This is a genomic window from Pseudomonas sp. RtIB026, assembly GCF_016861355.2.
GTDB classification, from domain to species: Bacteria; Pseudomonadota; Gammaproteobacteria; order Pseudomonadales; family Pseudomonadaceae; genus Aquipseudomonas; species Aquipseudomonas peradeniyensis.
Genome location: NZ_AP023348.2, coordinates 3,744,683 through 3,768,882 on the forward strand (window position 1 = coordinate 3,744,683; position 24,200 = coordinate 3,768,882).

Consider the following 24,200-nt stretch of genomic DNA (forward strand, 5'->3'; position numbering starts at 1 on the left):
CGGACATGCCGATCAAGACCCACATCAAGCAGGCCAGTGGCTGGTTCTATTTCAAGTCGCCGCGTGGCCGCGCCGAACTGCGCGGCGCCGGGGTGATCCTCATGCTGCACCGGGTGCTGGCCGATGACGCCAGCGCCGCCCTGCCCCATCGCAACGAGCTGTGCGTCGGCCCCCGGGCCTTCGAAGGGCTGCTGCGCTGGCTGCCCCGGCATTTCGACTGCGTCAGCCTCATGGACCTGCTCAAGAGCCACGAGGAGCCCCGAGGCGATACCCGCCCCAAAGTGGCCCTGACCTTCGACGACGGCTGGCGCGACAATGCCGTCAACGCCTTCCCGCTGCTGCAACGCCACCAGGTGCCGGCGAGCATCTTCCTGTCCACCGACTACATCGGCAGCCGCCAGCGCTTCTGGTGGGAAAGCGTCGGCGAAACCCTGTGGGGCACCCATGGCGAGGAGGCTCGACGGCAACTGATCGAGCGCCTGCGCAAGCTCGGCCGGCCACTGCCTGCGGCCTACTTCATGCACGACCACAGCAAGGCCCGCAGCCTGGTACTGGCGCGCTACCTGCAGACCCTCAAGAGCCTCAGCCCCCAGGCCCTGCATGTGCTGACCGACGCCTGCCCGCCGGAGTCGCTGCCCCAGGCCATGGACTGGCAGCAGGTGCGAGCCCTGGAGGATTCCGGCCTGGTGCGCTTCGGCCCCCACGGCGCCAGCCATGCCCTGCTGCCGTACCTGGACGACCACCGCCTCAACGAAGAGCTGCAACGCAGCCACGCCGCGCTCAACGAAGGCTGCCGCGAACCGCTGCCGGTGTACTGCTACCCCAACGGCGACCACGACGAACGTGTGCGCGCGCGGGTCGCCGCGCACCGCTACCCCTACGCCCTGAGCACCCGCCCGGGGATCTGCCAGGGCCAGGACGACCCGCTGGCGCTGCCGCGCATCGGCGTCAGCCAGCGCAATGCCAGCCGGCCCTCGTTGCTGGCCTGGCGCATCAGCCGCGGAGAACGCTGATGAACCGCAACAGCTACCTGCGCCACCTGGCGCTGAGCATGGGCACCAAGCTTGCGATGATCGCCCTGCGCCTGCTGCGCAACGTGCTGCTGGCGCGCATCCTCGGGCCCAGCGAGCGCGGCCTGTTCGCCCTGCTCAGCACCTTGCCCGACCTGATCAGCGCCGCCACCAGCGGCGGCCTGAACAGCGCGGTCGGCTACCAGGCGGCCAAGCAACGCGACATGGGCCTGCTGCTGACCCAGGTGCTGGTCTATGGCTGCCTGCTGGCCGGGCTGCTGACGCTGGTCTGCGTGTTGCTGGTGCGCGAGTTCGGCAGCGACCTGGAAATTACCGTGCAGCTGGGCCTGCTGGCCTGGCTGTTGCTGCTGGCGGTGCCGATGACCGTACTCAAGAGCGGCCTGCTGACCCTGCACAACGCCAGCGGCGGCGTCGGCGCCTTCAACGCCCTGCGCCTGACCGAATCGCTGGCGCCGCTGCTGCTGTTCCTCGGGCTGTTCTGGATGTGGCGCGACGAGGCCCTGGAGGCCGCGCTGATCAGCTGGCTGTGCGGCATTGCCCTGGTGCTGGTGCTGGGTTTGTGGTGGCTGCGCCGCCAGCACCCGCTCACCCTGCGCTGGGATCGCGGCGGCCAGCGCGAGCTGCTGAGCTACAGCGCCAAGAGCCACCCTGATCTGCTCTTCCAGCAGGTGATCCTGCGCTCGGACTACCTGTTCATCGGCGCCATGCTCGGCAGCACCGCCCTGGGCCATTACGCCATGGCCAGCGCCGCCGCCGAACTGCTGCTGATCGTCCCCGAGGCGGTGACCACGCCGCTGATGAAACGCCTGCTGCAGCAGGACGCCGGCATGGAGCGGCTGACACCCCTGGCCCTGCGCCTGACCGCCACAGTGATGCTCGGCGCCTGCCTGAGCATGGCGCTGATCGGCCAGTGGCTGATCGTCACCCTGTTCGGCGCCGACTACGCGCCGGCCTATCCGGCGCTGCTGGCCTTGCTGCCGGGCCTGCTCGGCCTGTGTTACGCCAGCATCCTGCGCCTGGACCTGCTGGGCAAGAACCGCCCTGGCACGGTGTCGCTGCTGATGGGCGCGGGCGCCGCCCTGAACCTGGTGCTCAACGTCTTGCTGATCCCGACCTGGGGCATCGTCGGCGCCGCGGCGGCCTCGTCCATCGCCTACCTGGCGGTCACCGTGGCCATGCTGGTGCTGTATTGCCGCCTCAGCGGCGTGCCGCTGGGCCAGACCCTGATCATCCTGCCCGCCGACCTGGCGCCGCTGCGCCAGATGCTGCAACGGAGGGCGGCATGAGAGCCCTGCTGCTGTGCACCGCGCTGCTGGCACAGTCGGCGCTCGCCGCGCCCGTGCAATGGGGCGAGATCCGCGATGGCAGCCTGTACCTGCTCCCGGCCCGCGCCGACGAGCTGCGCATCCAGTGGCGCCCGGCCTGGCAGGCCGACGCCAACCCGGAGCGCCTGTACCTGCTGGACGGCCAGGGCCGCCTGACCGGCGAACGGCGCATCGAGGCCGCGCAGGTGCGCGGCGAGCAGCGCTGGCCCCTGGCAGCCGGTGGCGGTACCTATCGCCTGGAAGTGCCCGGCTACAGCTTCCGCGACTACCGCATCCAGCACGATGCCAGCACCCGTGCGCTGTTCGCGCCGGCCAAGGTGCACTTCAGCGCCGAGGTCGGGCCGGGTGTCGAGCTGTACTTCCGGGTCAAGGCCGGCGAACGGGCGGTGTTGGCCGGCAAGCACCACGGCGGCGTCCACGGGCTGTTCGCCGAACGCCTCGGTGACGGTCGCCGCGTGCAATTGCCGCTCAAGCCCTACCGCGCCTACTGGCGCTTCGACCAGCTGCCGCTACCGGTCAGCAGCCGCGACGAGACCTGGCGCCTGGGCCTGCAGGGCAGCGGCAAGGCGGCGTTCTGGCTCGACGGCAGCGCCAACCTGTTCGCCCAGCGTGCCGACGACCTGGGCGACCTGCCCCAGCAACCAGGCCAGGTGCGCCTGGCCCTGGGCAGCAAAGTACTCGGCCCCACGCCAAGGCTAGGGGTGGCCCTGCCCTATGTGCTGCCGCCGGCCTCGAGCTTTGCCGCCCTCGACGCCCTGCGCCCCCAGGCCGCCGGTTTCTACAGCTTCGTCGACGTGCTGCAACGCCAACCCGACTTCGAGAACGCCTGGCGCAAGCTCTACCAGGAACGTTTCGGCATCCTCCAGGACATCACCCTGCTGGCCGGCAGCGCCCGGGTCGCCGACCTGCGCAGCGACCGCACCAGCAGCGATGGCCTTGACGCCTGGCTCGAGGCGACCAAGGCCCTGGGCGGCAACGGCACCCACTACCTGGCCTTTGCCGACGAGCCCAACCTCAACTACCGCGACTACGCCAGCTACCGCGACTTCTTCCAGGCCATGGCCAGGCGCGTGCGCGAATACCCCGGCGCCCGCGAGGCCGGCGTGCGCATCGCCATGCCGGCCTCCTCGCGCCTGCTCGGCGGGCCCTTCACCGACGACGGCAAGCAACGCCGCGGCATCGACTGGGCGCGGCGCCTGCTCGCCGAACAGGGCGCGCAGATCGACGCCCTGGCCTGGCACGAATGGATGGTCCGCGACCTACTCGCCACCCGCAGCTACCGCGACAGCGTGCGCCAGGCCGCCGAGCTGGTGGGCCTGGATGGCCGGGGCCGGCCACGCAAGGCATTGCTGCTGGACCAGACCAACCTGTCCAGTGGCTCGAGCCTCAGCCCCTACGAACAGAACACCCATTACGCCGGGCTGTGGTGGACCTCGGTGGTGATCAACGCCGCCGGCGACGGCCTGCTCGACATGCTCAACTGGTTCCATGTCGCCGACGAGCCAGAATGGCCCAAGGGCATGCTGCGCGATGCCGGCGACCAGCGCTACGAGCTCAAGCCGGTGGGCCTGGCCCAGCAGTTCATCCAGCGCCACTGGCTGGACCAGGTGCTGACCCTGGACAACGACGCCTTCGAGGTCGACGCCCTGGCCATGGCCCGCCAGCACCAACGTAGCCTGCTGGGGGTGAACAAGGCCGAGCGCCTGCAACAGGTGGCGCTGGTCCTGGGCGACTGCCCGGCCGGCCAGCTCGAACTGTTCGGCCCCGACAACCAGAGCCGCCGCGCCAGCTTCAGCTGCGCCGATGGCCAGGTCCGTTTTCAACTGCCAGGGCAGACCGTATTCGCCCTGACCTGGAGCGCGTCATGAGACGCACCTCGATCAGCCATGCCCAGGAGGCACCATGACTGCATTTGCCAAGATCCAGGATCGCATCAAGCGCAAGGGACTGCGTGACACCCTCGGTAGCGCCTTGCGGCACTACGTCTTCTATCATTGGGAGCTGCTGTGGATGGAGCGCGACCTGGTCAGCCCGGTGCCGCCGCACCGGCTCAAGCCTTACGGCAGCCTGCGCGTCGAAGGCATCACCGTGCATAACGTGCAGGCCTTCGCCCGCCACTTCGGCGACCGGGTCGAGACCATGCGCGAGCTGGCCGCCGAAGGCCACACCGGGCTGATGTTCCTCGACGACGACAACGACGCCGTGGCCTTCATCTGGGGCAGCAGCCGCCACTATCACGACCGCCACTACTACGGCTGCTGGTTCCCGGTCGGACCGGGCGAGTTCTTCGAGTTCGGTGGCGAGTTGATCCGCAAGTACTGGGGCACCGAATTGTCGGTGGACCTGCAACTGGCGCTGTGGAAGGCCATGGCCGCCCAGGGCTGCACCAAGGTGGTGGACGTGTGCGAACAGCACAACATCCCGGCGCTCAAGCTGCACCTGCGCATGGGCTATCAGGAGCAAGGACGGATCATGAACGTGTACTGCCTGTTCGGCCGCTGGAGGTTCTACCGCGAGAGCCGCTACACCACCTCGCGCCTGGAGCCATTGCGCAAACCGGAGGCCCCGGCCTCCTCGGCCACGGCGGGCTGAGCCCATGGCCCTGCAGCTCAGCTGGTGCGCGTCGCTGCGCAGCGACGACTTCCCCGCCGCCGACTACGAGGCGCTGCGCCGGCGCCTGCCCGGCAGCACGCCGTTCAACCACCTCGGCTGGCTGCGCGCCGCCGAGGCCGCCCTGCTGCCCGGCCAGCGGCTCGGCGTGCTGCTCGGCTACCAGGACGAACGCCTATGCCTGTGCCTGCCCCTGGTTCGCGCCCGGGAGCCCTTCGGCCCGCTGTTTGCGCCGGTGGTGCGCCACCTGGGCTATCCGCTGAGCGACCGCATCGCCCTGCTCATCGACCTGCCGGCGCTGTACGCCGACCAGGTCCTGCAGGCCATCCGCAAACACCTGCCCCATGCCCTGCTGCAACTGAACGAGGTGCCGGACAACGCCGAGCACGAAGGCTGGCTGCGCCAGTGGGCCGGCGCCAGTTCCACCTGGCAGCAGCGCCTGACCTGCCGCGTGCCGGTGCACCGCATCAACGAGCAGGACCGCCAGGAGGTCAGCGGTGATCCGCGCTACAAACTGCGCCGCGCGCGCAAGCGGATCAACGCCTGCGGCGCCAGCGTGCGCCGGGTCACGGCCACCGCCGAGAACATGGCTGAACTGCTCGCGGCCATCAGCGCCGTCGAGGCCGTGAGCTGGAAAGGCGACGACGAGGTCGGCATATTCTCCGGCCCCCTGCGCCGCCAGTGGATGGACCAGGCCTTCACCGCGCTGGCCGGCGACGGCCTGGTGTGCCTGGTACTGCTGGAGCTGGACGGGCGCTGCATCAGCTACCGCCTGGGCCTGGTGGAGCGCGGCCGGGTCTACGACTACAACCTCGCCTTCGTCCCGGAGCACCGCGACCTGGGCAGCGGCCGCGTGCTGCTGGAGGAGTGGATCCACTGGGGCCTGGACGCGGACTGGAAATGGATCGACGCCTCGCGGGTCAGCCTGGACAACTCCAGCCACCAGTTGCACGAACGCATGACCGGCCAGCTCGAACAGTGGCGCCTGAGCAGCTACAGCTGGCGCCCCGACGGCGTGCTGCTGGGCCTGGCGCAGCGCTGCTGGCACTGGCTCAAACCACGCCTGCGCAGGCGCTCGCCGCGCAAAGAAGCCGATATTGTCGCCCCCACCCCGCCACAGGAGCGCCCGGATGCCATCCCAGGTCATAGTCAACGCTGACGATTTCGGCCTCAGCGCCCACACCAACGCGGTCATCCTGCACGCCTTCCAGGCCGGGCTGATCAGCTCGGCCACGGCCATGGCCAACATGCCGGCCTTCGCCACCGCCTGCGCGCTGGCCCAGCAACCGGCGCTCAAGGGACGCATCGGGCTGCACTTCAACCTCACCTACGGCCGTCCGCTGAGCCAGGCGATCCTGGACGAGCCGCGCTTCTGCACGCCCCACGGCGAGTTCGACCTGCGCCTGAAGCAACGTACCCTGCGCCTGTCGCGCCGCGAGCGGGCCGCCGTGGAAGCGGAGCTTGAGGCCCAATGGAAACACTGCCTGGACCACGGCCTGATGCCCAGCCACCTGGATTCGCACCAGCACGTGCACAACATCTGGCCGGTGGGCACCGTCGTCGCCCGCTTCGCCCGCGACCAGGGCGTGCCGGTGCGCCTGGCGCGCAACCTGGGGCACAACATCGGGCCGGCCAAGCGCGCGTTCAAGACCCTGCTCAACTGGCGCCTGCGCCAGCTCGCCGGGAGCACCGCCGACTTCGTCTGCACCCCGGCCGACCTCAAGGCCGGCCTGGCCCCCGAGCATGGCGTGCTGGAGCTGGTGGCCCATCCCAGCGCGCTGGGTGGGCATGATTTCGGCGACGCCTACCTGGCCAGCGGCGAATCGCTGCTGGCGCTGGTCGAGCAGCGCCTGGGGCAGGTGCCGCGGGTGGGGTATGCGAGCCTGAGCCTCGAGCAAGCGAGCTAACGCCCCGGCGGCCGATGCCGCCGTTCGTGGTTCTCGGCCAGCCAGCGACGCAGCGCCTCGGCCGGCATCGGTCGCCCGAGCAGGAAGCCCTGGCCTTGGTCGCAGCCGGCATGGCGCAGAAAGTCGTATTGCTCCTGGGTTTCGATGCCCTCGGCGGTGATGCGAAAACCCAAGGCGTGGCCAAGGTCGATGATCGCCCTGGCGATGGCCACCGCGTCATCGTCGCCGGGCAGGTCCTTGATGAAGGCGCGGTCGATCTTCAGGTGATCGATCGGCAACGCGCGCAGGTAGGCCAGCGACGAATAGCCGGTGCCGAAGTCGTCCACCGCCGTGGCCACGCCCATGGCCTGCAGCTGCGCCAGCACCGCGCAGGCCTGCTGCTGGCTTTCCATCAGCAGGCTCTCGGTGATCTCCACTTCCAGCAGGTTGGCCGGCAGGCCATGGCGCTCCAGCGCCGAGGCCAGGCTGGTAACATAGTCGCTGCGCTCGATCTGCAGGGCCGCAACGTTGATCGCCAGCGGCCCGGGCAGGCCATCGCCGGCGCGCCACTCGGCCAGTTGCGCGCAGGCCAGCTCCAGCACCCGCTCGCCCAGCGGGATGATCAGCCCGGTGCGCTCGGCCAGGGGAATGAACTCCCCCGGCGAGACCAGGCCATGCTCGGGGTCGCGCCAGCGCAGCAGGGCCTCGACGCCCTCCAGCTGGCCGCTGAACAAATCGACCTTGGGCTGGTACCACAGCTCGAATTCGTTGTGCTCCAGCGCCCGACGCAGGTTGCGTTCCAGCTCCAGGCGCTGCTGCAGGCGCTCGGTCATGTCCGGGTGGTAAGGCCGCCAGGCATCGCGCCCGGCTTCCTTGGCCGCGTACATGGCGGTGTCGGCATGGCGCAGCAGGCTGTCGGCGTCCTCGCCGTGCTGCGGGCACCAGGCCAGGCCGATACTGCCGGTGACCAGGGCGGCGTTGCCATTGAGGTCGAATGGCCGCTGCAGACAGCGCAACAAGGCACGGACCTGGTGGTTCACCTGGCCCTGGGCGCCTTGCAACATGAACACGAATTCGTCACCGCCCAGGCGGCACAGACGGTCCTGGCTGTCCAGTTCCTGCAAGAAGCGCGCGGTCGCCTGTTGCAGCAACAGATCGCCCATCGGATGCCCGAGGCTGTCGTTGACTTGCTTGAAACCGTCGATATCAAGCATCAGCACCGCCAGGCCATGCCCCTGCAGGATCGCCGCGCCCAGCTGCTGCTGGAACAGGATCCGGTTGGGCAGCCCGGTGATGGTGTCGTAATGGGCCAGGCGTTCGAGCTGGGCCTGGTAGCGCTGCAGCTCGCGGTTGCGCTGCTCGAGCAGGCGCTGCTTGCGGTTGAGCTGGGCGACGAACAGGCTGAACAGCCCCGTGCAGCTCAAGGCGAACAGGAACAGCGGCGAGCCGAACAGGTCCAGCCCCGACCAGCCACCCCGTGGCGCCGCCACCAGTTGCCAGACACCGCCCGGCACTTCCACGGTCATCTTCACCTGCGACGTGTCGAACAGCTTCGGATCGCCCCAGATCAACGCACCCTCGGCGCCCTTGCCGTCGCCGCCGCGCACGGCGACCTCGAACTCGGTATCCGGGCGCAATCCCGCCGTCAGCAGCAAGCGGTCGATGTCGGCGACGATCGACACATTGCCCCAGTAGAAGCGCACGCCGCGCTTGCCAGTGACGAACACCGGGCGCCGGTAGACCAGCGCCCGGCCACCCTGGTACAGCTGCAGGGGACCGGCCAGCACCGGCTGGGCCTGGTCGCGGGCCGAGCGCACCAGCGGGAACTGGTCTGGCAGCTGGCGATAGTCCAGCCCGACCAGCCGCTCATTGCCCGCCATCGGGTAGACATCGCCGATCACATCCCCCGGCGCCAGTGCGATATGACGCATGTAGGGGACCGACTGCAAGGCATCGCGGGCCATGCCGTGAAAGTGCGCCGGACTGATGCCACCGTCGGCGCTGATCAACTGGGCGATGCCTTCGGCCTCGCCAAATGCCGCACCCAACTGGGCTTCCAGGGCGCCGCGCATCCCTGCCAGGCGGGCCGCAAGGTTGCCAAGTTGCTCACTGCGCTCGCGCTGCGCATCCAGGTGCCCCAGGACCACTGACAGGCCGATACCCACCAGGGCGAGACCGACCGGCAGCAGGCGATTGAGCGATTGGCGCAAGGTCCCGGCTGGGGCTGGCGTGGGGTCTTGTGGGGGCTGGGAAGTGATCATAGGCAAGCGATGGCAGGCAATTACGCAGTTATCGGCGCTGCGCGGCCAATGTTGAGGCCTGTTTTACCAGTACAAGCATGTACCACCGACAGCTCCGATGCAGCTGCTCTGATGTGCGCTTTGCAAGGAGCCACAGATGACAGCGAATATCCCCCACTCACACCATGCCCTTCTGCAACGCCGACTGCCCGCCTGGACAAGGGAGGCGAGAGCCGAACACTGGCAGCAACTGAGCGACGCCATCCTGCCGGCGCAGGGCCTGCCCGGCGCCGAGGCGGCCTGGTTCGCCAATGCCGCGCCACACCTGCGCGAGGCGGTCCAGACCAGCCAGACACGCCTGATGCAGGCGCAACGTGCGCTGGCACGGCACCTGCGCGGCTTGAAGAACATCAACGAATTCGCCGAGCCCCTGCTCACCGAGCGCTTGCGCACGCAACACGGATTCAGCGCGCCGTTGCGCAGCACGTCGCTGGTCTGGGTGAAGCACCTCTACAGCTTCCAGGTCTACCTCACCCACCACGAACACCGCAGCCTGCTCGAAGCCGCCCTGCACAACTTCAGCGACGCCGTGACCTTCAGCCGCGACAGCGCCCTCGCCCTGGACAGCGACTGGCAGGTCAGCCAGACCGTGGTCACCGGCAAGACGACCCTGGGCGACAGCGAGACCGAAGTCGATATCGACCTGCCTTCGGAGCAGATCCAGATCAAGCCCCTGGCGCTGACACCCGAAGCGTTCGCCAGAACCTGCCGCGAGCTGGACCTCGGCCAGGCTTACCAGGATCACCTCGATACCGCCTTCGCCGCGTCCGGCGTGCGCCCGGCGGCGCTGCGCGTGTACCAGGACAGCCTGCGTCTGGCGGCTGACCTCGCCCGAGTCCGCAACCGCCTCAGTGGTGCGGGATGGGATGCGCTGCAGACCTTGCTGGAAAATGGCAAAGCATTGCCCAGTAGCCAACTGAGCCTGTTCGGCATCACCCTGCACGAGGCCGTCCTGATCGACACCGGCACTCCGGGCATCGTGCTGTACCTGCCGGAACAGACAGACCACCTACGTGCCTTCGACAACCTCGAAACCCTGCATGACCAGTTGCGCAGCGACTTGCAACAGGAGCCATTTCGCCAGGGTTTCATGGCTTATGTGCCAAGCGAGCAACAGGACCAGTTCACCAGCCGCCTGCGCCAGAATGCCGGTGGCGACCTGCGCTTGCGCACCCTGCCCATCGCCGCAGACCTGTACATATTTTTCCACGACGACCACCTGGCACGCCTGAAGCACGAAGCCCGACAACTGGCCGTGCCCACTGCGCAAGCCGACGAACAGGCGCTCAAGGCGCGCAAAGCCCTCTGGGAAAGTGCCGGCCTCGACATACTGATGATCGCCGGCATGTTCGTCCCCGCGTTAGGCACGATGATGACCGCGGTGATTGCCTACCAGCTGCTGGATGACGCCTACGAAGGCTATGAAGCCTGGCAGGTCGGTGACCGCGAGCAAGCCATGGCCCACCTCAAGTCGGTGGGCCTCAACCTGGCGTTGATCGGCGGATTGCACCTGGCAGGCAAGGCCGTGTCACGCCTGGCCAGCAGCCCGTTGATGGAGAGCCTCGAACCCGTCACCCTCGAAGACGGCAGCCAGCGCCTGCGGCGCGCCGATCAGCGTGACGAGAGCGTCCTGAAGAACGCCCTGAAGGGGCTGTATCTTCCCGAGCAAGCCAGCCTGCTGAGCGAGCGACTGATCATCAATGCGATGCCGCGACTGCCCGGCTGGCCGGAGCATCTGCGTCTCGAGCTGCGGGCGGCGTCGCCCCAGGGTCCGCTGCTGCTGGCCTCCGGCGCCAGGGACAGCAGCCGCGCCTGCACCGTGCTCAAGTCAGCCGACGGCTATGAAGCCTACCTCGGAGAGCGACCGGCCCCGCTTCACCAGGACCACGACCTCTGCCGCGCTGTCATGCAGGCACTGCCTGCCGATGACCGTGCGGCCCTTGGACTGAAGACCACCAGCATCGGTGAGCTGCGCCAGCGGATCCACGATCTGGCCCTGTCGAGCCGTGACATGGCCAGTCGCCTGCTGGAGAACCCGGCGTCGGGCTGGAGCAGTCAAGGCCTGCTGCGCGGCGGCCTGGACGCGCCTGCCCTTGCCGCGCAACGCATCGACGTCGGCGCGCTCTTGCGCCGCTACCGGGCGCTCTACCCCGAGTCCGTCGATTTCCAGGTCAACGAACAACTGACCCAATGGTTCGAAGCCGGCCTGGATCCGGCGCAGCAGCTCGCCGAACTGGAGCGGCAACTGCTTGCGTTCCGCGACCAGGTGCGTGCCTGGGCAGGCGAAAACCCATTGCGCCAGGCCGCCGCACGCCGACTGGTGAGCAACTGGCAACGGATCTCGGAGTACTCAGAGGAAGAAGGCCGGGTCATCCACCTGATCAGCCTCGCCGACCTGGCCCTGACCCACCAGGACCTGGCCTCGCTGGCGCTACCTGATCGCTTCACCCATATCCAGCGCATCGACCTGACCGCCAACCCCGCCCTGAGCGAACTGCCTGCGGAGTTCCTCGAACGGTTTCCCCACTTGCAACGCCTGCACCTGATGAACTGCGGCTTCGAGCAAATACCAGCGGTCGCCGTGCCGCACTCACTGGAATGGCTGGATATGCAAGGCAACAGCATCCTCTGGAACGACACCAATCAGGTTGCCCTGGATCGCCTCGACAATCTTCGCTTGCTCGACCTGTCACACAACCCGCTGGCCCGCAGCCCTGACCTGAGCCGCCTGGCCGCGCTGGACATGCTCAACCTCAACACCTGCGAACTGACGGACTGGCCAGCCGGCATCCGCAACGATGCCGACTGGCGACCCATCGTTTTCGATCTGCGCGATAACCGGTTCACTCATTTGCCGGACGACCTGCGTTTGTCGCGGGTGGCGGGCCAGGCCCTGTGGCTGGAGAGCGCCGAACTCAGCGAGCGCGTCAGCCAGCAGATCCAGGCCTACTACGAGCGCGATGGCGTCGACCTGCTGGTGGCCGACGCGGAGTACGAAGACATGCTGGAGGACACCAATGTCGACGACTGGAGCATCTGGAACACCCTGCCGCTGCAGTATCGCCGCGACCTGCGCGGGCTGCAGGACCTGCCGGACTACACTCAGCCGCAACTGTGGCAGCGCCTGCGCACGTTCGCCGACCCTCGGGCCATGGACTATGGCCTGTCGATCGGAGCGATGCGGCTGATGGACGCCGAGGTGTTCCCGCCGCCCTTCGAGGAATGACCGCGTGCGGCTGCGCCAGGCTGGCAATTTTCAGCCGGTCGGCGCATGCTCGCAGGCTGAAGCGTTTCACCATCCGGATTTGAGAGGTGCAGTACCCATGGACCGTCTGCTCGATTCGCTGTTTCCCGCCCCCGAGGACATCCCCGAAGCCTGGCGCCTGGGTGCGCCGCTGGAGCAACGCGACTACCTGGTCGGCGGCGAGCTGCGCCGCTGGGACGGGCCGCTGGCCACCGTGCGCAGCCCGGTGTGGCTCAAGGAAGGCGACAGCGAACGCCAGGTGATCCTCGGCAGCGCGCCGCTGCTGGACGCCGACACCGCGCTCACCGCCCTCGACGCGGCCGTGGCCGCCTACGACAAGGGCCGCGGTGCCTGGCCGAACATGCGCGTGGCCGAGCGCATCCAGCATGTCGAGGCTTTCCTGGCGCGCATGCGCGAGCAGCGCACGGCGGTGGTCAAGCTGCTGATGTGGGAGATCGGCAAGAACCTCAAGGACTCGGAAAAAGAGTTCGACCGCACCTGCGACTACATCGTCGACACCATCGACGCGCTCAAGGACCTCGACCGCCGCTCCAGCCGCTTCGAGCTCGAACAGGGCACCCTCGGCCAGATCCGCCGGGCGCCGTTGGGCGTGGCGCTGTGCATGGGCCCCTACAACTACCCGCTCAACGAAACTTTCACCACGTTGATCCCGGCGCTGATCATGGGCAACACCGTGGTATTCAAGCCGGCCAAGTTCGGCGTGCTGCTGATCCGCCCGCTGCTCGAGGCCTTCCGCGACAGCTTCCCGCCGGGGGTGATCAACGTCATCTACGGGCGTGGCCGCGAGACCGTCAGCGCGCTGATGGCCAGCGGCAAGGTCGATGTGTTCGCCTTCATCGGCACCCACAAGGCCGCCAGCGACCTGAAGAAACTCCACCCGCGTCCGCACCGCCTGCGCGCGGCCCTGGGCCTGGATGCCAAGAACCCCGGCATCGTCCTGCCCCAGGTCGACCTGGACAACGCCGTCGAAGAGGCCGTTACCGGCGCCCTGTCGTTCAACGGCCAGCGTTGCACGGCGTTGAAGATCCTGTTCGTGCACGAAGACGTGGTCGATGCGTTCCTCGACAAGTTCCAGCGCAAGCTCGCCGCGCTCAAGCCGGGCATGCCCTGGGAGCCGGGCGTTGCGCTGACGCCGCTACCGGAGCCGGGTAAGGTCGACTACCTCGACGGCCTGGTGGCCGACGCCACCGCCAAGGGCGCGCGGGTACTCAACGAAGGCGGCGGGCACAGCCGCGGTTCGTTCTTCTACCCTGCCCTGCTCTATCCGGTCAGCCAGGACATGCGTGTCTACCACGAGGAACAGTTCGGCCCACTGGTGCCGGTGGTGCCCTACCGCGACCTGCAGACGGTGATCGACTACGTGCTCGACTCCGACTACGGCCAGCAGCTGAGCCTGTTCGGCAACGACCCCGAGACCGTCGGCGCGCTGGTCGACACCTTCGCCAACCAGGTCGGCCGGATCAACCTCAACGCCCAGTGCCAGCGCGGGCCGGACACCTACCCGTTCAACGGCCGCAAGAACAGCGCCGAGGGGACCTTGTCGGTGCATGATGCATTGCGGGTGTTCTCCATCCGTACGTTGGTGGCGACCAAGTTCCAGGAGGCGAACAAGGAGCTGATCAGCGAGATCATCCGTAACCGGCAGTCGAGTTTCCTGACGACCGATTACATCTTCTGATCACCACACACTCCCCCTGTAGGAGCGGCCTTGTGTCGCGAAAGGGGCGCGCAGCGGCCCCAGGTTTTCAGCGTAAAAGCATCAATCGCCGGGGCTGCTACGCAGCCCTTTCGCGACACAAGGCCGCTCCTACCCTGACCGCATCAGTCCCAAAACCGGGTTTTTAATCGACAATCGATATAACGCGACTGTCGATTTTCCATCCGCCTAGACGACTCTAATCACCAGGCTGTTGCAAACAACAACCCACGTGAAAGGAGTTTACGAAAATGGCAGTCAAACCTATCCCCGAAGGCCAGCGCAGCATCACCCCTTACCTCGGCATCAAGGACGCCGCCAAAGCCATCGAGTTCTACAAGAAGGCCTTCGGCGCGGTCGAGATGTTCCGCCTTGAAGACCCCCAAGGCCGCGTCGGCCATGCCGAACTGAAAATCGGCGACTCGTCGCTGATGCTTGGCTCACCCTGTGACATGGAGGGCGGCCTCAAGCCCAGCGAGGACATCGAGGTCCCGGGGGTCGGCCTGCACTTGTATGTCGAGGACTGCGATAAGGTCTACGCCAATGCCATCGCCGCTGGTGCTAAGCCGATCAAAGAGGTACAGGACCAGTTCTACGGCGACCGCAGCGGCACCCTGATGGATCCGTTCAACAATCTGTGGTTCGTCTCCACCCACAAGGAAGACCTCACCCCCGAGGAAATCCGCGCCCGCGCCGCCAAGCTGTTCAGCAGCCAGTGAGCGGCGGGCTCCAGGCCGCAAGCTTCAAGTTGAAAGCCGTCGCGCTTTGCTGGAAGCTTGAGGCTTGTAGCTTGGAGCTGCCTCTCAATGCGTATCATCGAAAAATCCGGCGCGCAGGTGCGCAGCCTGACCCTGGCCGAAGAGGAACTGTTGGCCAGCTTCGCCACCGGCACCCTGGCCGGCCCCCGCCTGCTGCAAGCCAACCAGTGGCTGATGAAAGTGCGCAGCGCCAACCAGTGGTTGGCCTGCGATTGCCGCCAGGATGCCCTGCCGGTGCTCAACGTGTCGCTGAACGGCAACACCGGCACCCTGTTCCTGCGCAACAACCCCGACACCCCGGAACACACCCCGGGCTGCCCGTTCAGCAAGGATGAACGCGAGACCGGCGCAAGCGCCGAGGACAACACGCCTCCCGCGGCCTGGCTGGCGCCGGATGCGCCGTTGCGGCTGCTCGGCGACTACCGCCGTGCCATTGACGGGGACACGGCCGCCGGACCACGCGACCCCGGCGAGCGCCGCGAGCAGCAGCGCCTGTTGTCGCTGCTGCTGACCTGGATCGAGGCCAGCGGTCTGAATGTCTACGCCACCCACCTGAAGAAGGACCTCACCGCCCAGTTCGCCGAGCTGCGCGGCGTCGCCGGCCGCTACCCGCTGCTGGAACGGGTGCCGGCCAGCAACTACCTGGAAACACGCCTGGACATGAAGCACATGATGATGCTCAAGGCGCGCCTGCGCGAGGCCACGGTGTTCGGCAACCATCGCCGCCATGGCCTGCTGCTCGACTGCGTCGACCAGGTCAAGGGCCGCAAGCTGTTCAACAACCGCAGCGAGGACGGCTTCGACTTCCAGGGCCACCACCACTACTGGGGCGGCAACCGCGCCTCAGGCCCCTTGCTGGCACTGGCGCTGTACTCGCCGGCCACCGCCGGCAGCCATTTCTACGAACTGATCCATGTCGCCAGCGTGCCGGTGCTGTCACGCGGGCACCTGTTCCCGGTGTACCGCGACGAAGAGCGCGAACCGCTCAAGGCGCTGGTGTCGCTGATCGACTGGATGGTGAGCAAGGGGGTGAAAGTTTTGATGCGCCGCCCGGTGATCGGCGGCCAGGTGATGGACGAACTGGTGCTGACCTCGGACCAGGACCGGGTGCTGTCGGTGTCGTTGCTGGAGCAGCCGATCGGGCCGGAGCCGGATGCCGAGAACTTCAAGCGCTACGCCGACTTCAAGAGCCTGGAGACCTTCCGCAAGTACGTGGCCGGGTTCTTCATGCGCGAACGCTGAGCAAGCCCCACAAGGGCCGATTTTCACGGCCCTTGTGAGAGCTGGCTTGTGTGGGAGCGGGCTTGCCCCGCGATGACTCGACCTGGCTAGAACGCCGCCTTGAAGATCGCCTCGATTTCCACCTGGCTGGCCACCCGCGGATTGGTCAACCCACAGGCGTCCTTCAAGGCATTGGCCGCCAGCACCGGCACATCCTCGACCTTGGCTCCCAGCTCCGCCAGCCCGGCCGGGATACCGATGGCCGCCGCCAGGTGCTCGATGGCCGAGATCGCCGCCCCGGCGCCCTGCTCCGCGTCCAGTCCGCAGACCTTCACCCCCATGGCCTTGGCCACATCACGCAGGCGAGCGGCGCTGACCTTGGCGTTGAAGCGCTGCACATGGGGCAGCAGCACCGCGTTGCACACACCATGGGGCAGGTCGTAGAAGCCACCCAGCTGGTGCGCCATGGCGTGCACGTAGCCCAGCGAGGCGTTGTTGAACGCCATGCCCGCCAGGAACTGGGCATAGGCCATGTTTTCCCGCGCCACCAGGTCACCGCCGTCGGCGACCGCCTGGCGCAGGTTGTCGCTGATCAGGCTGACGGCCTTGAGCGCGCAGGCGTCGGTGATCGGCGTGGCGGCGGTGGAGACATAGGCCTCGATGGCATGGGTCAGCGCGTCCATGCCGGTGGCGGCGGTGAGGCCCTTGGGCATGCCGACCATCAGCGCGGGGTCGTTGACCGACAGGATCGGCGTGACGTTGCGATCGACGATAGCCATTTTCACGTGGCGCGCCTCGTCGGTGATGATGCAGAAGCGGGTCATCTCGCTGGCGGTGCCCGCCGTGGTGTTGATCGCGATCAGCGGCAGCTGCGGCTTGGCCGAGCGATCCACGCCTTCGTAGTCGCTGATATGCCCGCCGTTGGTGGCGCACAGGGCGATGCCCTTGGCACAGTCATGGGGTGAGCCGCCCCCCAGCGAGACCACGCAGTCGCAGCCCTCGCGACGCAGCATCGCCAGGCCCGCCTCGACGTTGGCGATGCTCGGGTTGGGCTTGGCGCCGTCGAATACCCGCGAATCGATGTCGCGCATGGCCAGCATCCCGGCGATGCGCTCGGCGACGCCGGCCTTGGCCAACCCGGCATCGGTGACGATCAATGCCTTGCGCAGGCCATAGCCGGCGATCGCGGTCATCGCCTCGTCCAGGCAGTCGATGCCCATGATGTTCACGGCGGGGATGAAGAACGTGCTGCTCATGGCCGGATCCTCTCAAGCTGACGGTAGGTTTTCAGCATCCGCCGGAATGGGCGTGGAGGCGTTGATCCAGGGCAAGACTGATGCGGGCCGGCATTCGAAAAACGAATCTAGTTGTATACGGCCGGACTCTTTCACCCAGTAGTAAAAATCAATAAAACGCCAACTAAGAAACATCCTACAAACCCACCAAAATAAGAACGCAAAGTTTATTTAATTATTTGAAATAGCGTTCTAGCCTAGGCCTTCGTCTTTGCCAGGGGCATTTTCTTGCTCGCCATTAACAGGGTCCTACGGACTCTACGGCAGCCCTGACAATTCCAGATAACAACTAGTTACATATAAACACTGGAGTGCCATGACCCGCCAATCCGACCTGAGCTACCGCTTCGAGCCCCTGGCCAGCCAGGACCCGTTCGAAGTGGTCTCGTTCACCCTCGACGAAGCCCTCAGCACCCCGTTCAGGCTGGTGCTCGAACTGGTCAGCTACGAAGACAACGTCGATTTCGCCCACCTGCTCGACAAGCCCGCGCTGTTCACCATCCTGCGCGGCCAGCGACCGATGCGCCATGTACACGGCCTGATCAGCGCCTTCAGCCAGGGCGACACCGGCAACTGCCGCACCCGCTACCAGGCCGTGATCGAGCCCAAGCTGGCCCGCGCCGGGCTGCGTTCGAACTGGCGTATCTTCCAGCAACAAAGTGTGCCGCAGATCCTCGAAACCCTGTTCAAGGCCCAGCGCATCACCGACTTCGAACTGGGCCACAGCTTCCCCCACGCCCCCCGCGAGTTCTGTGTCCAGGCCGGCGAAACCGACCTCGCCTTCATCACCCGCCTGGCCGCCGAGGAAGGTTTCATCTACCGCTTTGTCCACAGCGCCAAGGGCCATCGCCTGCTCGTCAGCGACCGCGTGCTGACCCTGGGCATGATCAGCTCCAGCCTGGTCAAGCCCGAAGACGATGACGACGACGAAGGCTTCATCGACGACGACTACCCCGACCCGCTCGCCGTGCTCTACCACGCCAACAGCGGCGGCGACCAGGCCCGCCCCTGCCTGCGCCGCCTGCACTACCGCGAACAGGTGCGCACGGCCCGCCAGGTGCAACGCGACTACTCCTTCACCCACCCGGCCTACCACCTGCAGCAGGAGTTCAACGCCAGCGACCTGCAGCACCAGGCCGACGACTACGAGCGCTTCGACTACCCCGGCCGCTACAAGCGCGACGAAGTCGGCATCCCCTTCACCCGTACCCGCCTCACCGCCCTGCGCCACGATGCGCGCATCGCCGAGGTCGAGGGCGACGACGTGCGCCTGCAGCCGGGCCTGAGCTTCAACCTGGTCGAACACCCCCGCGCAGACCTCAACATCCATTGGCGGGTGGCCAGCGTGCGCCACGAAGGCGCGCAGTTCACCAGCCTGCAGGAGGAAGCCGCCGGCGCCGAGCAAGGCACGCGCTACTCGCAAGAGGCCCTGCTGGTGCCCGGGCGCATCGAGTGGCGCCCCGAGGCGCCGCCCAAGCCGCGCATCGACGGCCCGCACATGGCCACGGTGGTCGGCCCCGAGGGCGAGGAGATCTTTTGCGACGAGTGGGGCCGGGTCAAGGTCAGCTTCCCCTGGGACCGCGAGAGCCGCGACAACGAGTACAGCTCCTGCTGGGTCCGGGTGTCCCAGGGCTGGGCCGGCGGCGGCTGGGGCGCCATGGCCATCCCACGGATCGGCCAGGACGTGGTCATCCAGTACGTCAACGCCGATCCCGACCAACCGATGATCACCGGGCGCACCTACTGCGGCAACCAGCGGCCGCCCTACGAACTGCCCAAGCACCGCACGCGCATGACCATCAAGAGCAAGACCCACAAGGGGCAAGGTTTCAACGAGCTGCGCTTCGAGGATGAACTGGGGCAGGAAGAGGTGTTCATCCATGCGCAGCGAGACCTCAACGCCAAGATCAATCACGATGAAAGCCACACCGTGGGCAACGATCGCACCCTCTCCACCGGCCGAGACAGCAGCACCTGCATTGCCCGCGACGCGACACTCAGCACCGGTCGCGACCGCCGCGACCATGTGCGCCAGGACTGCTTCACCGACATCGACCGCAACCTGGTGCACACCATCGGCAACACCTGCAACGAGACGATCGGCAGCGACCACCACCTGAGCATCGGGCGTGACCAGACACTGATCATCGAGGGCACCCAGACCCTCGAGGCCCGCACGGCCCAGCGCCTGCTGACACCGTCGTACATGCTGCAGGGCACCGAGCGAATCCATATCCGCGGCCCCGCCGGCAAGATCATCCTGGACGCCGACGGCATCACCCTCGAAGCCCCCAACATCCGCTTCAAGGGCAACGTCACCTACCATCCCCCGGTCCAGGCCCAGGTCGAAGCCATCGAAGCGGCAATCCGCGAAGGGACGCCGCTGATCGAGGAATGCCCCTTTGCCGGGGAGGACGACGCATGAGCCTGCATCGGCAACTGAGCGAGGCCGGTGCGCCAGTCAGCGCCGACCAGCCTCTGTACCTGCTGGCGGAGGCCTGCGCCGTGCCTGGCCTGCCGGGGCGGCTGGAGTTCCATGGCGCGCATTACCAATACCTGTGGCACCTGCACCTGCGCCCAGGCCTGGAAAACCATGCGCCACTGCTCCTGCAGCTGTCACCCGGCACTGACCTCGATACCTGGCTCGCAAGCCGACAGACGACGTTCGCCTGCTCCGTGGTCCAGAGCACTCTGCCGCTCGCGGAACTGGCATCGCACTTGCGGCGTTTCGGCAAAGTGCAACAGGGTCGACAGCGTTACTTCCTGCGCCTTGGCGATCCCGCTTCGCTGCACCTGTATGTGGCCTCATTGGCGCAACAACCGCAGGCCCTGACAGACCTTTTCGCCCATGGCCGCATACGCCAGCTGTATTTCCATGTCCCCCAGACCGGCCTGGCACAAGGCGTTCAACCCTTGTTCGAACAAACCGCGCAAGACTGCGAACAGGACGGCTGCCTGGCCTGGCTGGCACCGTCCATGGAGGTCGCCCGGTGAAACTGCCCACCCTCGACCTCGACGCCCTGACCACGGCCTCCCGGCAAAACGCCAATCGCCAGCTTGTCCGTTACCTGAAAGAGCACTTCGATGCGCTGGCGCATCTACCCATCACCCAGGAGCGTCTTCCCCACCTGATCGACCAGGCGGGCAGCATCACCTGGAGCAGTGACTCCCCCGACGCCACGGAGTACGCCACGCAGACCTTGATCCACGTGCTCCTGGGGCTCGCCTGGTGGAACGACCCCAGCTGCCAGCCACTGTGCTCGCTGCTTGAGGTTGATGGGCTGCACCATGACCAACGGCTGCACCTGCTGACCGCGCAGGCGATTGCCCAGGGCAAGCGCCAGCAGGCTGTGCTGCCCGGCATGCTTGCCGTCCTCCTCGACCTGCTGGGCTGGCATGACGACACCTGGGAGATGGATCGGCTCTGGGACACGCTGGCCCGGCTCATGACCCGCCGAGGCCTGGCGCTGGAGACGCACGAGAAGATCTACCGCACCTACGAAACGGATGCCTGTGAGCGCTATGGCCTGCCGCCCCTGGTCCATCGCGAGCTCAATGGCCAGGAAGTGCTCGCCTACCGTCATTACGGCTGGCGCATCCCGAAGCTCTCCGATGCGTTGACAAAACAGCCCGCTCTGCAACGTAGCCAAATAGTGCAGCACATCCTGCTGGCGATCGTGTTCGGCCGCGCCTTCTTCCTCAGCGCAGCGTTCACCAAGTGGATGGCGGCACTGGACCAGCAAACATCCTCCAGGGAAAGACGCGCCACGCTGGCCGGGCTACTGACGACTTATCAACGCACGCTGGTGGAGGTCGTGCCCCATGCCTGAAAGAGCTATTTCATCCCAGGACAAGATCTACCAGGACATCCTCGACGGCAACCTGCCCAAACCCGTCGAGCTGTGCATCCCCTGCACCCTCCCCGGAGCGATGTTCTCCCTTGAGGGCGACGAGGGCTGCGACTTCCTGCTGGGCATTCCACGCCAGGGCGTCGGCCCCGCCTGGTTCCGCGACAACCCATGGATCCGCGACACGGCCCGCAACCACCGCGACACCTTTCTGCAGCAGGTCCTTGAGCAGGCCGGCAGCACCTACGGCGACGCCTGGCTCGCCGAGTTCCATGCCTTCGCCGCTCGCGAAAAACTGCAGCTGGTCTGCATCGACGAGCAGATGCGCCTGGACGACCTGGCGCCGCCCGTGCTCGACCACATGGGCGTGCGCACCCACCAGGGCATGGGCTTCGAACTGCACAGCAATTTCTTCTTCGCCGATCACAGCATCTACTTCGCCACCTTCACCCACGCCCGCTGGTCCGAAGCCCCTCGCGAGGAGTACCTGGACGACCAGGGCGAACGGCACATCAGCCCGCCCTACACCTGGCATTCGCCCAGCGGCCTCTACCCCGTCGACCAGGCGTGCACGCAACTGGCCGCCCACTTCGCCGAGGCCAAGGCCAAGTCGCGCACCTGGGAGGGCGTCAAGGGCGCCGCCGAACTCGCCCTCGGCCTGCTGGCCACGGTACCGGTGGTGCGCGGCATTCGCGGCGGCGTCAGCGCCGGGCGCTACGCCTTCCTCGCCCTGGAGGGCGCCCTGGCCGCCGACGCCATGGTCGACGGCAGCAGCCGCATGATCACCGGCGAAGGCCTGAGCATCGGCGAGGCGTTCTTCACCGAGCTGGCCAGCCTGGCCAACCCCACCACCGCCGAGGCCCGTGGCAAGCAGGTGTTCATGGCCATCAACCTGGCCCTGCTGCTGCCCAACGCCCTGGGCGGCGCGCGCTGGTTGATGCACAAGCTGCGGCCCGGCAGCGTCACCACGGTGCGCCTGGACAACGCCGCGCTGACCGAGGAACAGGTACGCCGCCTGGGCCGGCGTGAGGCCGGCGAGGTCAGCGTGCTCGAGACCCGCATCGACCGTCCGGCTCGCGACGGCGGGCTGGCGGTGCGCGCCAGCGAGCTGCACGCCATCGACCGCAACGCCAGCCGGATAGCGCTGGAGGTGGTCGGCGGCCGTGCCGACTACGCCTACATGGCCACGACAATGCGCGACCGCCTGGTGGCGCTGATCAGCCACGCCGTCGGGCCGGTGCGCATGGGCGGCGGCCTGACCCGGGTGGTGGCCGACGCGGGCGAAGAGGCACTGGCCGCGGCGCTGGTCAGCCACTGGAAGGTCAAGCCGGAGAACATCCTCGGCATGAGCACCCATCCCTCGCGAGCCAGCCAGTTCGGTTTGAAGAACAAGAGCGACCAGGGCATCGACATGCTGGTCTACGTGCCGCCACCGCCATCGATGAGCGTGCGCAATCCGACGAACCAGCAGATGCGGCATCACATCGATGGGATCAAGGGGGTGGCGCCGATGGAAGAGTTGCAGTTTGCCGAGGGGACGTTGTTGGTGATCGAGGTGAAGACGACGTTGGGGAAAACCAAGACGCCGGGGTTTCTGAAAACCCAGGCTGTCGGTGGGGATAAGAACCTGAAGAGAATTCACGGCCTGATCAAAAATGACAGTGCCTCTTGGAAACTAAGCAATATAATAAATATTGACCCCGACATAATTAAAAAATACAAAGCCACCTTGCTAGCCACTAGCTCTGGGAAAGCCCAGTACATTCATGCACAGGTCTTCCTAGACTCTCAAGGGAGACTTAACCCCCTAACAAACAAAGCACCCGGAATCCAGTTAAACATGTGGAGATCATCACATTGAAAAGCCGCCTATCAAAAAGCCTGAACTCAGTGCAAGACTGGGTAACGGAGAAACATCCCTATATCCCCGAAGACCTCGAAACCTATATATCAGGCACCGCCAACTTAGTACTCGCTTGCAACGACTTGTTTAGGCTGGGACTTCTCGAAATCAAAAAAAGCCTTTTTTGTGCAGCACACCACACAACAGCCTACTCAAGCCTGATAACTGGATTGACCAGGATGATTGCCTGTGACGCCATATTGATAGAGCGCCTTAAAAACACTCAACAGTCAGACACATCAACATTAGATGATTTAACACAGCTCATGCTTTGTGCGGCCGCCACTGGGCAATACAAGCTTCTAGGTGTCTTACACTCAACTGTCATAAAAGCACTAAGTCAAGGCTATGGTGTTGAGGATGGTCATAATCTTCCTATCGGCACCACCCTCCGATACGCCGCATTCGGCCTGACGATCATCGGCAACTGGCTTGAAAAACCACTGGATCTCGATAAACATGTCCTGCCCCGAGACCCCTCTTGGGGCCAACTTGTCGCCCACTGGCGCGAACCTGACTCCGAAAAATTCCTGCCTATCGTGATGGCTGCCTGTGACACCCATATCGACCGCATCGCCCTCACCTCACGCGAACTTGATTCTGGTGACTTCGAGTTCAGCTCTCCCTTCCAAGCCGTCTACCCCGCTGAAATCCTCGCCATCCTCAATCTGCGACGATCACTGGGCCTGACTAATCCCTTCATTGATCACCCACTGATGACAACCCCGTACGCGAAGCTCACATGCCCACCGGGCACCCAACTCGAAAAAGACGAACTGCTAGAGCGTTTTCTGATCGCTATCCGTAAATACAACCCGGAAGCCACGCCAGAGGGGCTCTACGAAGCTGTATTTCAGAAACCACCATTGAGTTGAACCAGTAATACCCGGTGTATGCAAGCAGCGCTGATCAGCCACTCAAACCGGAGAGGCTTCTAGGCATGCGTCCCCTTCTCTCTCAAGCCCGCCAGGCCAGTTTGGAAGGCAAGGCGAGAGGGACATCGACATGCTGGTATACGCCCCCCTCAGACTCTCGATAAGCGAGCTTAACCCGATTAGCATT

At 66.1% G+C, this 24,200-nt stretch carries 17 protein-coding genes; 15 read left to right on the top strand and 2 right to left on the bottom strand.

What is annotated here, in order from left to right; all coding sequences use genetic code 11:
• Window positions 1-5: 5 nt before the first annotated feature.
• From PRtIB026_RS16815 to PRtIB026_RS16840, 6 genes are read left to right on the top strand one after another with little or no spacing between them, the layout of a single operon-like run.
• A complete protein-coding gene (locus PRtIB026_RS16815) occupies window positions 6-1,013 on the top strand; it encodes a polysaccharide deacetylase family protein (RefSeq protein WP_254464886.1) in 1,008 nt (335 codons plus the stop codon).
• Complete coding sequence (locus PRtIB026_RS16820; RefSeq protein ID WP_203646312.1) at window positions 1,013-2,317, top strand: lipopolysaccharide biosynthesis protein; 1,305 nt, start codon at window positions 1,013-1,015, stop codon at window positions 2,315-2,317. The genes PRtIB026_RS16815 and PRtIB026_RS16820 overlap by 1 nt, the downstream gene beginning before the upstream one ends.
• Entirely contained in the window at window positions 2,314-4,224 is a 1,911-nt protein-coding gene (locus tag PRtIB026_RS16825; RefSeq protein ID WP_203646310.1) for a hypothetical protein, read from the top strand. The genes PRtIB026_RS16820 and PRtIB026_RS16825 overlap by 4 nt, the downstream gene beginning before the upstream one ends.
• A gap of 34 nt (window positions 4,225-4,258) precedes the next feature.
• Window positions 4,259-4,948: a GNAT family N-acetyltransferase gene (locus PRtIB026_RS16830; protein WP_203646308.1), complete on the top strand. Its 690-nt coding sequence runs from the start codon at window positions 4,259-4,261 to the stop codon at window positions 4,946-4,948.
• A gap of 4 nt (window positions 4,949-4,952) precedes the next feature.
• On the top strand, window positions 4,953-6,125 hold the full coding sequence (locus PRtIB026_RS16835; protein ID WP_203646306.1) for a GNAT family N-acetyltransferase: 1,173 nt from the start codon (window positions 4,953-4,955) through the stop codon (window positions 6,123-6,125).
• Complete coding sequence (locus PRtIB026_RS16840) at window positions 6,097-6,873, top strand: ChbG/HpnK family deacetylase (protein WP_203646304.1); 777 nt, start codon at window positions 6,097-6,099, stop codon at window positions 6,871-6,873. The genes PRtIB026_RS16835 and PRtIB026_RS16840 overlap by 29 nt, the downstream gene beginning before the upstream one ends.
• Here the strand turns inward: PRtIB026_RS16840 and PRtIB026_RS16845 are convergent.
• A complete protein-coding gene (locus PRtIB026_RS16845) occupies window positions 6,870-9,113 on the bottom strand; it encodes an EAL domain-containing protein (protein ID WP_203646302.1) in 2,244 nt (747 codons plus the stop codon). The two genes, PRtIB026_RS16840 and PRtIB026_RS16845, sit on opposite strands and share 4 nt — an antisense overlap.
• Before the next feature lie 136 nt (window positions 9,114-9,249).
• Between PRtIB026_RS16845 and PRtIB026_RS16850 the strand changes: the two genes are divergently transcribed.
• The 4 genes from PRtIB026_RS16850 (at window position 9,250) to PRtIB026_RS16865 (ending at window position 16,113) form a co-directional block, all read left to right on the top strand.
• Window positions 9,250-12,378: a dermonecrotic toxin domain-containing protein gene (locus PRtIB026_RS16850; protein ID WP_203646300.1), complete on the top strand. Its 3,129-nt coding sequence runs from the start codon at window positions 9,250-9,252 to the stop codon at window positions 12,376-12,378.
• 97 nt (window positions 12,379-12,475) lie between these two features.
• A complete protein-coding gene (locus PRtIB026_RS16855; protein WP_203646299.1) occupies window positions 12,476-14,095 on the top strand; it encodes an NADP-dependent glyceraldehyde-3-phosphate dehydrogenase in 1,620 nt (539 codons plus the stop codon).
• A gap of 269 nt (window positions 14,096-14,364) precedes the next feature.
• The gene (locus PRtIB026_RS16860) at window positions 14,365-14,832 is read left to right on the top strand and encodes a VOC family protein (RefSeq protein WP_232856938.1); all 468 of its coding nucleotides are present in this window, start codon (window positions 14,365-14,367) and stop codon (window positions 14,830-14,832) included.
• Between the two features lie 87 nt (window positions 14,833-14,919).
• Complete coding sequence (locus tag PRtIB026_RS16865) at window positions 14,920-16,113, top strand: hypothetical protein (protein ID WP_203646297.1); 1,194 nt, start codon at window positions 14,920-14,922, stop codon at window positions 16,111-16,113.
• Window positions 16,114-16,199: 86 nt separating this feature from the next.
• Here PRtIB026_RS16865 and yiaY read toward each other — a convergent pair whose 3' ends face one another.
• Window positions 16,200-17,348: an L-threonine dehydrogenase gene (yiaY, locus tag PRtIB026_RS16870; protein WP_096047947.1), complete on the bottom strand. Its 1,149-nt coding sequence runs from the start codon at window positions 17,346-17,348 to the stop codon at window positions 16,200-16,202.
• Window positions 17,349-17,703: 355 nt separating this feature from the next.
• Here yiaY and PRtIB026_RS16875 point away from each other — a divergent pair, with 355 nt between their 5' ends.
• Genes PRtIB026_RS16875 through PRtIB026_RS16895 form a run of 5 tightly spaced genes read left to right on the top strand, consistent with a single transcriptional unit; the run spans window position 17,704 to window position 24,013 of the window.
• Window positions 17,704-19,812 carry a type VI secretion system Vgr family protein gene (locus PRtIB026_RS16875; protein WP_267812552.1) on the top strand — a complete coding sequence of 703 codons (2,109 nt, stop codon included), beginning with the start codon at window positions 17,704-17,706 and terminating at the stop codon, window positions 19,810-19,812.
• Window positions 19,809-20,381 (top strand): DUF4123 domain-containing protein, encoded by a 573-nt coding sequence (locus PRtIB026_RS16880; protein ID WP_203646294.1) that lies wholly within the window; start codon window positions 19,809-19,811, stop codon window positions 20,379-20,381. The genes PRtIB026_RS16875 and PRtIB026_RS16880 overlap by 4 nt, the downstream gene beginning before the upstream one ends.
• Entirely contained in the window at window positions 20,378-21,217 is an 840-nt protein-coding gene (locus PRtIB026_RS16885) for a hypothetical protein (protein ID WP_203646291.1), read from the top strand. Before PRtIB026_RS16880 ends, PRtIB026_RS16885 begins: the two co-directional genes overlap by 4 nt.
• Window positions 21,210-23,096 (top strand): hypothetical protein, encoded by a 1,887-nt coding sequence (locus PRtIB026_RS16890; RefSeq protein ID WP_244670879.1) that lies wholly within the window; start codon window positions 21,210-21,212, stop codon window positions 23,094-23,096. The genes PRtIB026_RS16885 and PRtIB026_RS16890 overlap by 8 nt, the downstream gene beginning before the upstream one ends.
• Entirely contained in the window at window positions 23,093-24,013 is a 921-nt protein-coding gene (locus PRtIB026_RS16895; RefSeq protein ID WP_244670878.1) for a hypothetical protein, read from the top strand. Before PRtIB026_RS16890 ends, PRtIB026_RS16895 begins: the two co-directional genes overlap by 4 nt.
• Window positions 24,014-24,200 lie beyond the last annotated feature (187 nt).

Excerpts from the sequence above, each read along its gene's own strand:
- PRtIB026_RS16815 (WP_254464886.1), top strand. The coding sequence starts at position 6 with ATGCCGATCAAGACCCACATCAAGCAGGCCAGTGGCTGGTTCTATTTC.
- PRtIB026_RS16820 (WP_203646312.1), top strand. The coding sequence starts at position 1,013 with ATGAACCGCAACAGCTACCTGCGCCACCTGGCGCTGAGCATGGGCACC.
- PRtIB026_RS16825 (WP_203646310.1), top strand. The coding sequence starts at position 2,314 with ATGAGAGCCCTGCTGCTGTGCACCGCGCTGCTGGCACAGTCGGCGCTC.
- PRtIB026_RS16830 (WP_203646308.1), top strand. The coding sequence starts at position 4,259 with ATGACTGCATTTGCCAAGATCCAGGATCGCATCAAGCGCAAGGGACTG.
- PRtIB026_RS16835 (WP_203646306.1), top strand. The coding sequence starts at position 4,953 with ATGGCCCTGCAGCTCAGCTGGTGCGCGTCGCTGCGCAGCGACGACTTC.
- PRtIB026_RS16840 (WP_203646304.1), top strand. The coding sequence starts at position 6,097 with ATGCCATCCCAGGTCATAGTCAACGCTGACGATTTCGGCCTCAGCGCC.
- PRtIB026_RS16845 (WP_203646302.1), bottom strand. The coding sequence starts at position 9,113 with ATGATCACTTCCCAGCCCCCACAAGACCCCACGCCAGCCCCAGCCGGG.
- PRtIB026_RS16850 (WP_203646300.1), top strand. The coding sequence starts at position 9,250 with ATGACAGCGAATATCCCCCACTCACACCATGCCCTTCTGCAACGCCGA.
- PRtIB026_RS16855 (WP_203646299.1), top strand. The coding sequence starts at position 12,476 with ATGGACCGTCTGCTCGATTCGCTGTTTCCCGCCCCCGAGGACATCCCC.
- PRtIB026_RS16860 (WP_232856938.1), top strand. The coding sequence starts at position 14,365 with ATGGCAGTCAAACCTATCCCCGAAGGCCAGCGCAGCATCACCCCTTAC.
- PRtIB026_RS16865 (WP_203646297.1), top strand. The coding sequence starts at position 14,920 with ATGCGTATCATCGAAAAATCCGGCGCGCAGGTGCGCAGCCTGACCCTG.
- yiaY (WP_096047947.1), bottom strand. The coding sequence starts at position 17,348 with ATGAGCAGCACGTTCTTCATCCCCGCCGTGAACATCATGGGCATCGAC.
- PRtIB026_RS16875 (WP_267812552.1), top strand. The coding sequence starts at position 17,704 with ATGACCCGCCAATCCGACCTGAGCTACCGCTTCGAGCCCCTGGCCAGC.
- PRtIB026_RS16880 (WP_203646294.1), top strand. The coding sequence starts at position 19,809 with ATGAGCCTGCATCGGCAACTGAGCGAGGCCGGTGCGCCAGTCAGCGCC.
- PRtIB026_RS16890 (WP_244670879.1), top strand. The coding sequence starts at position 21,210 with ATGCCTGAAAGAGCTATTTCATCCCAGGACAAGATCTACCAGGACATC.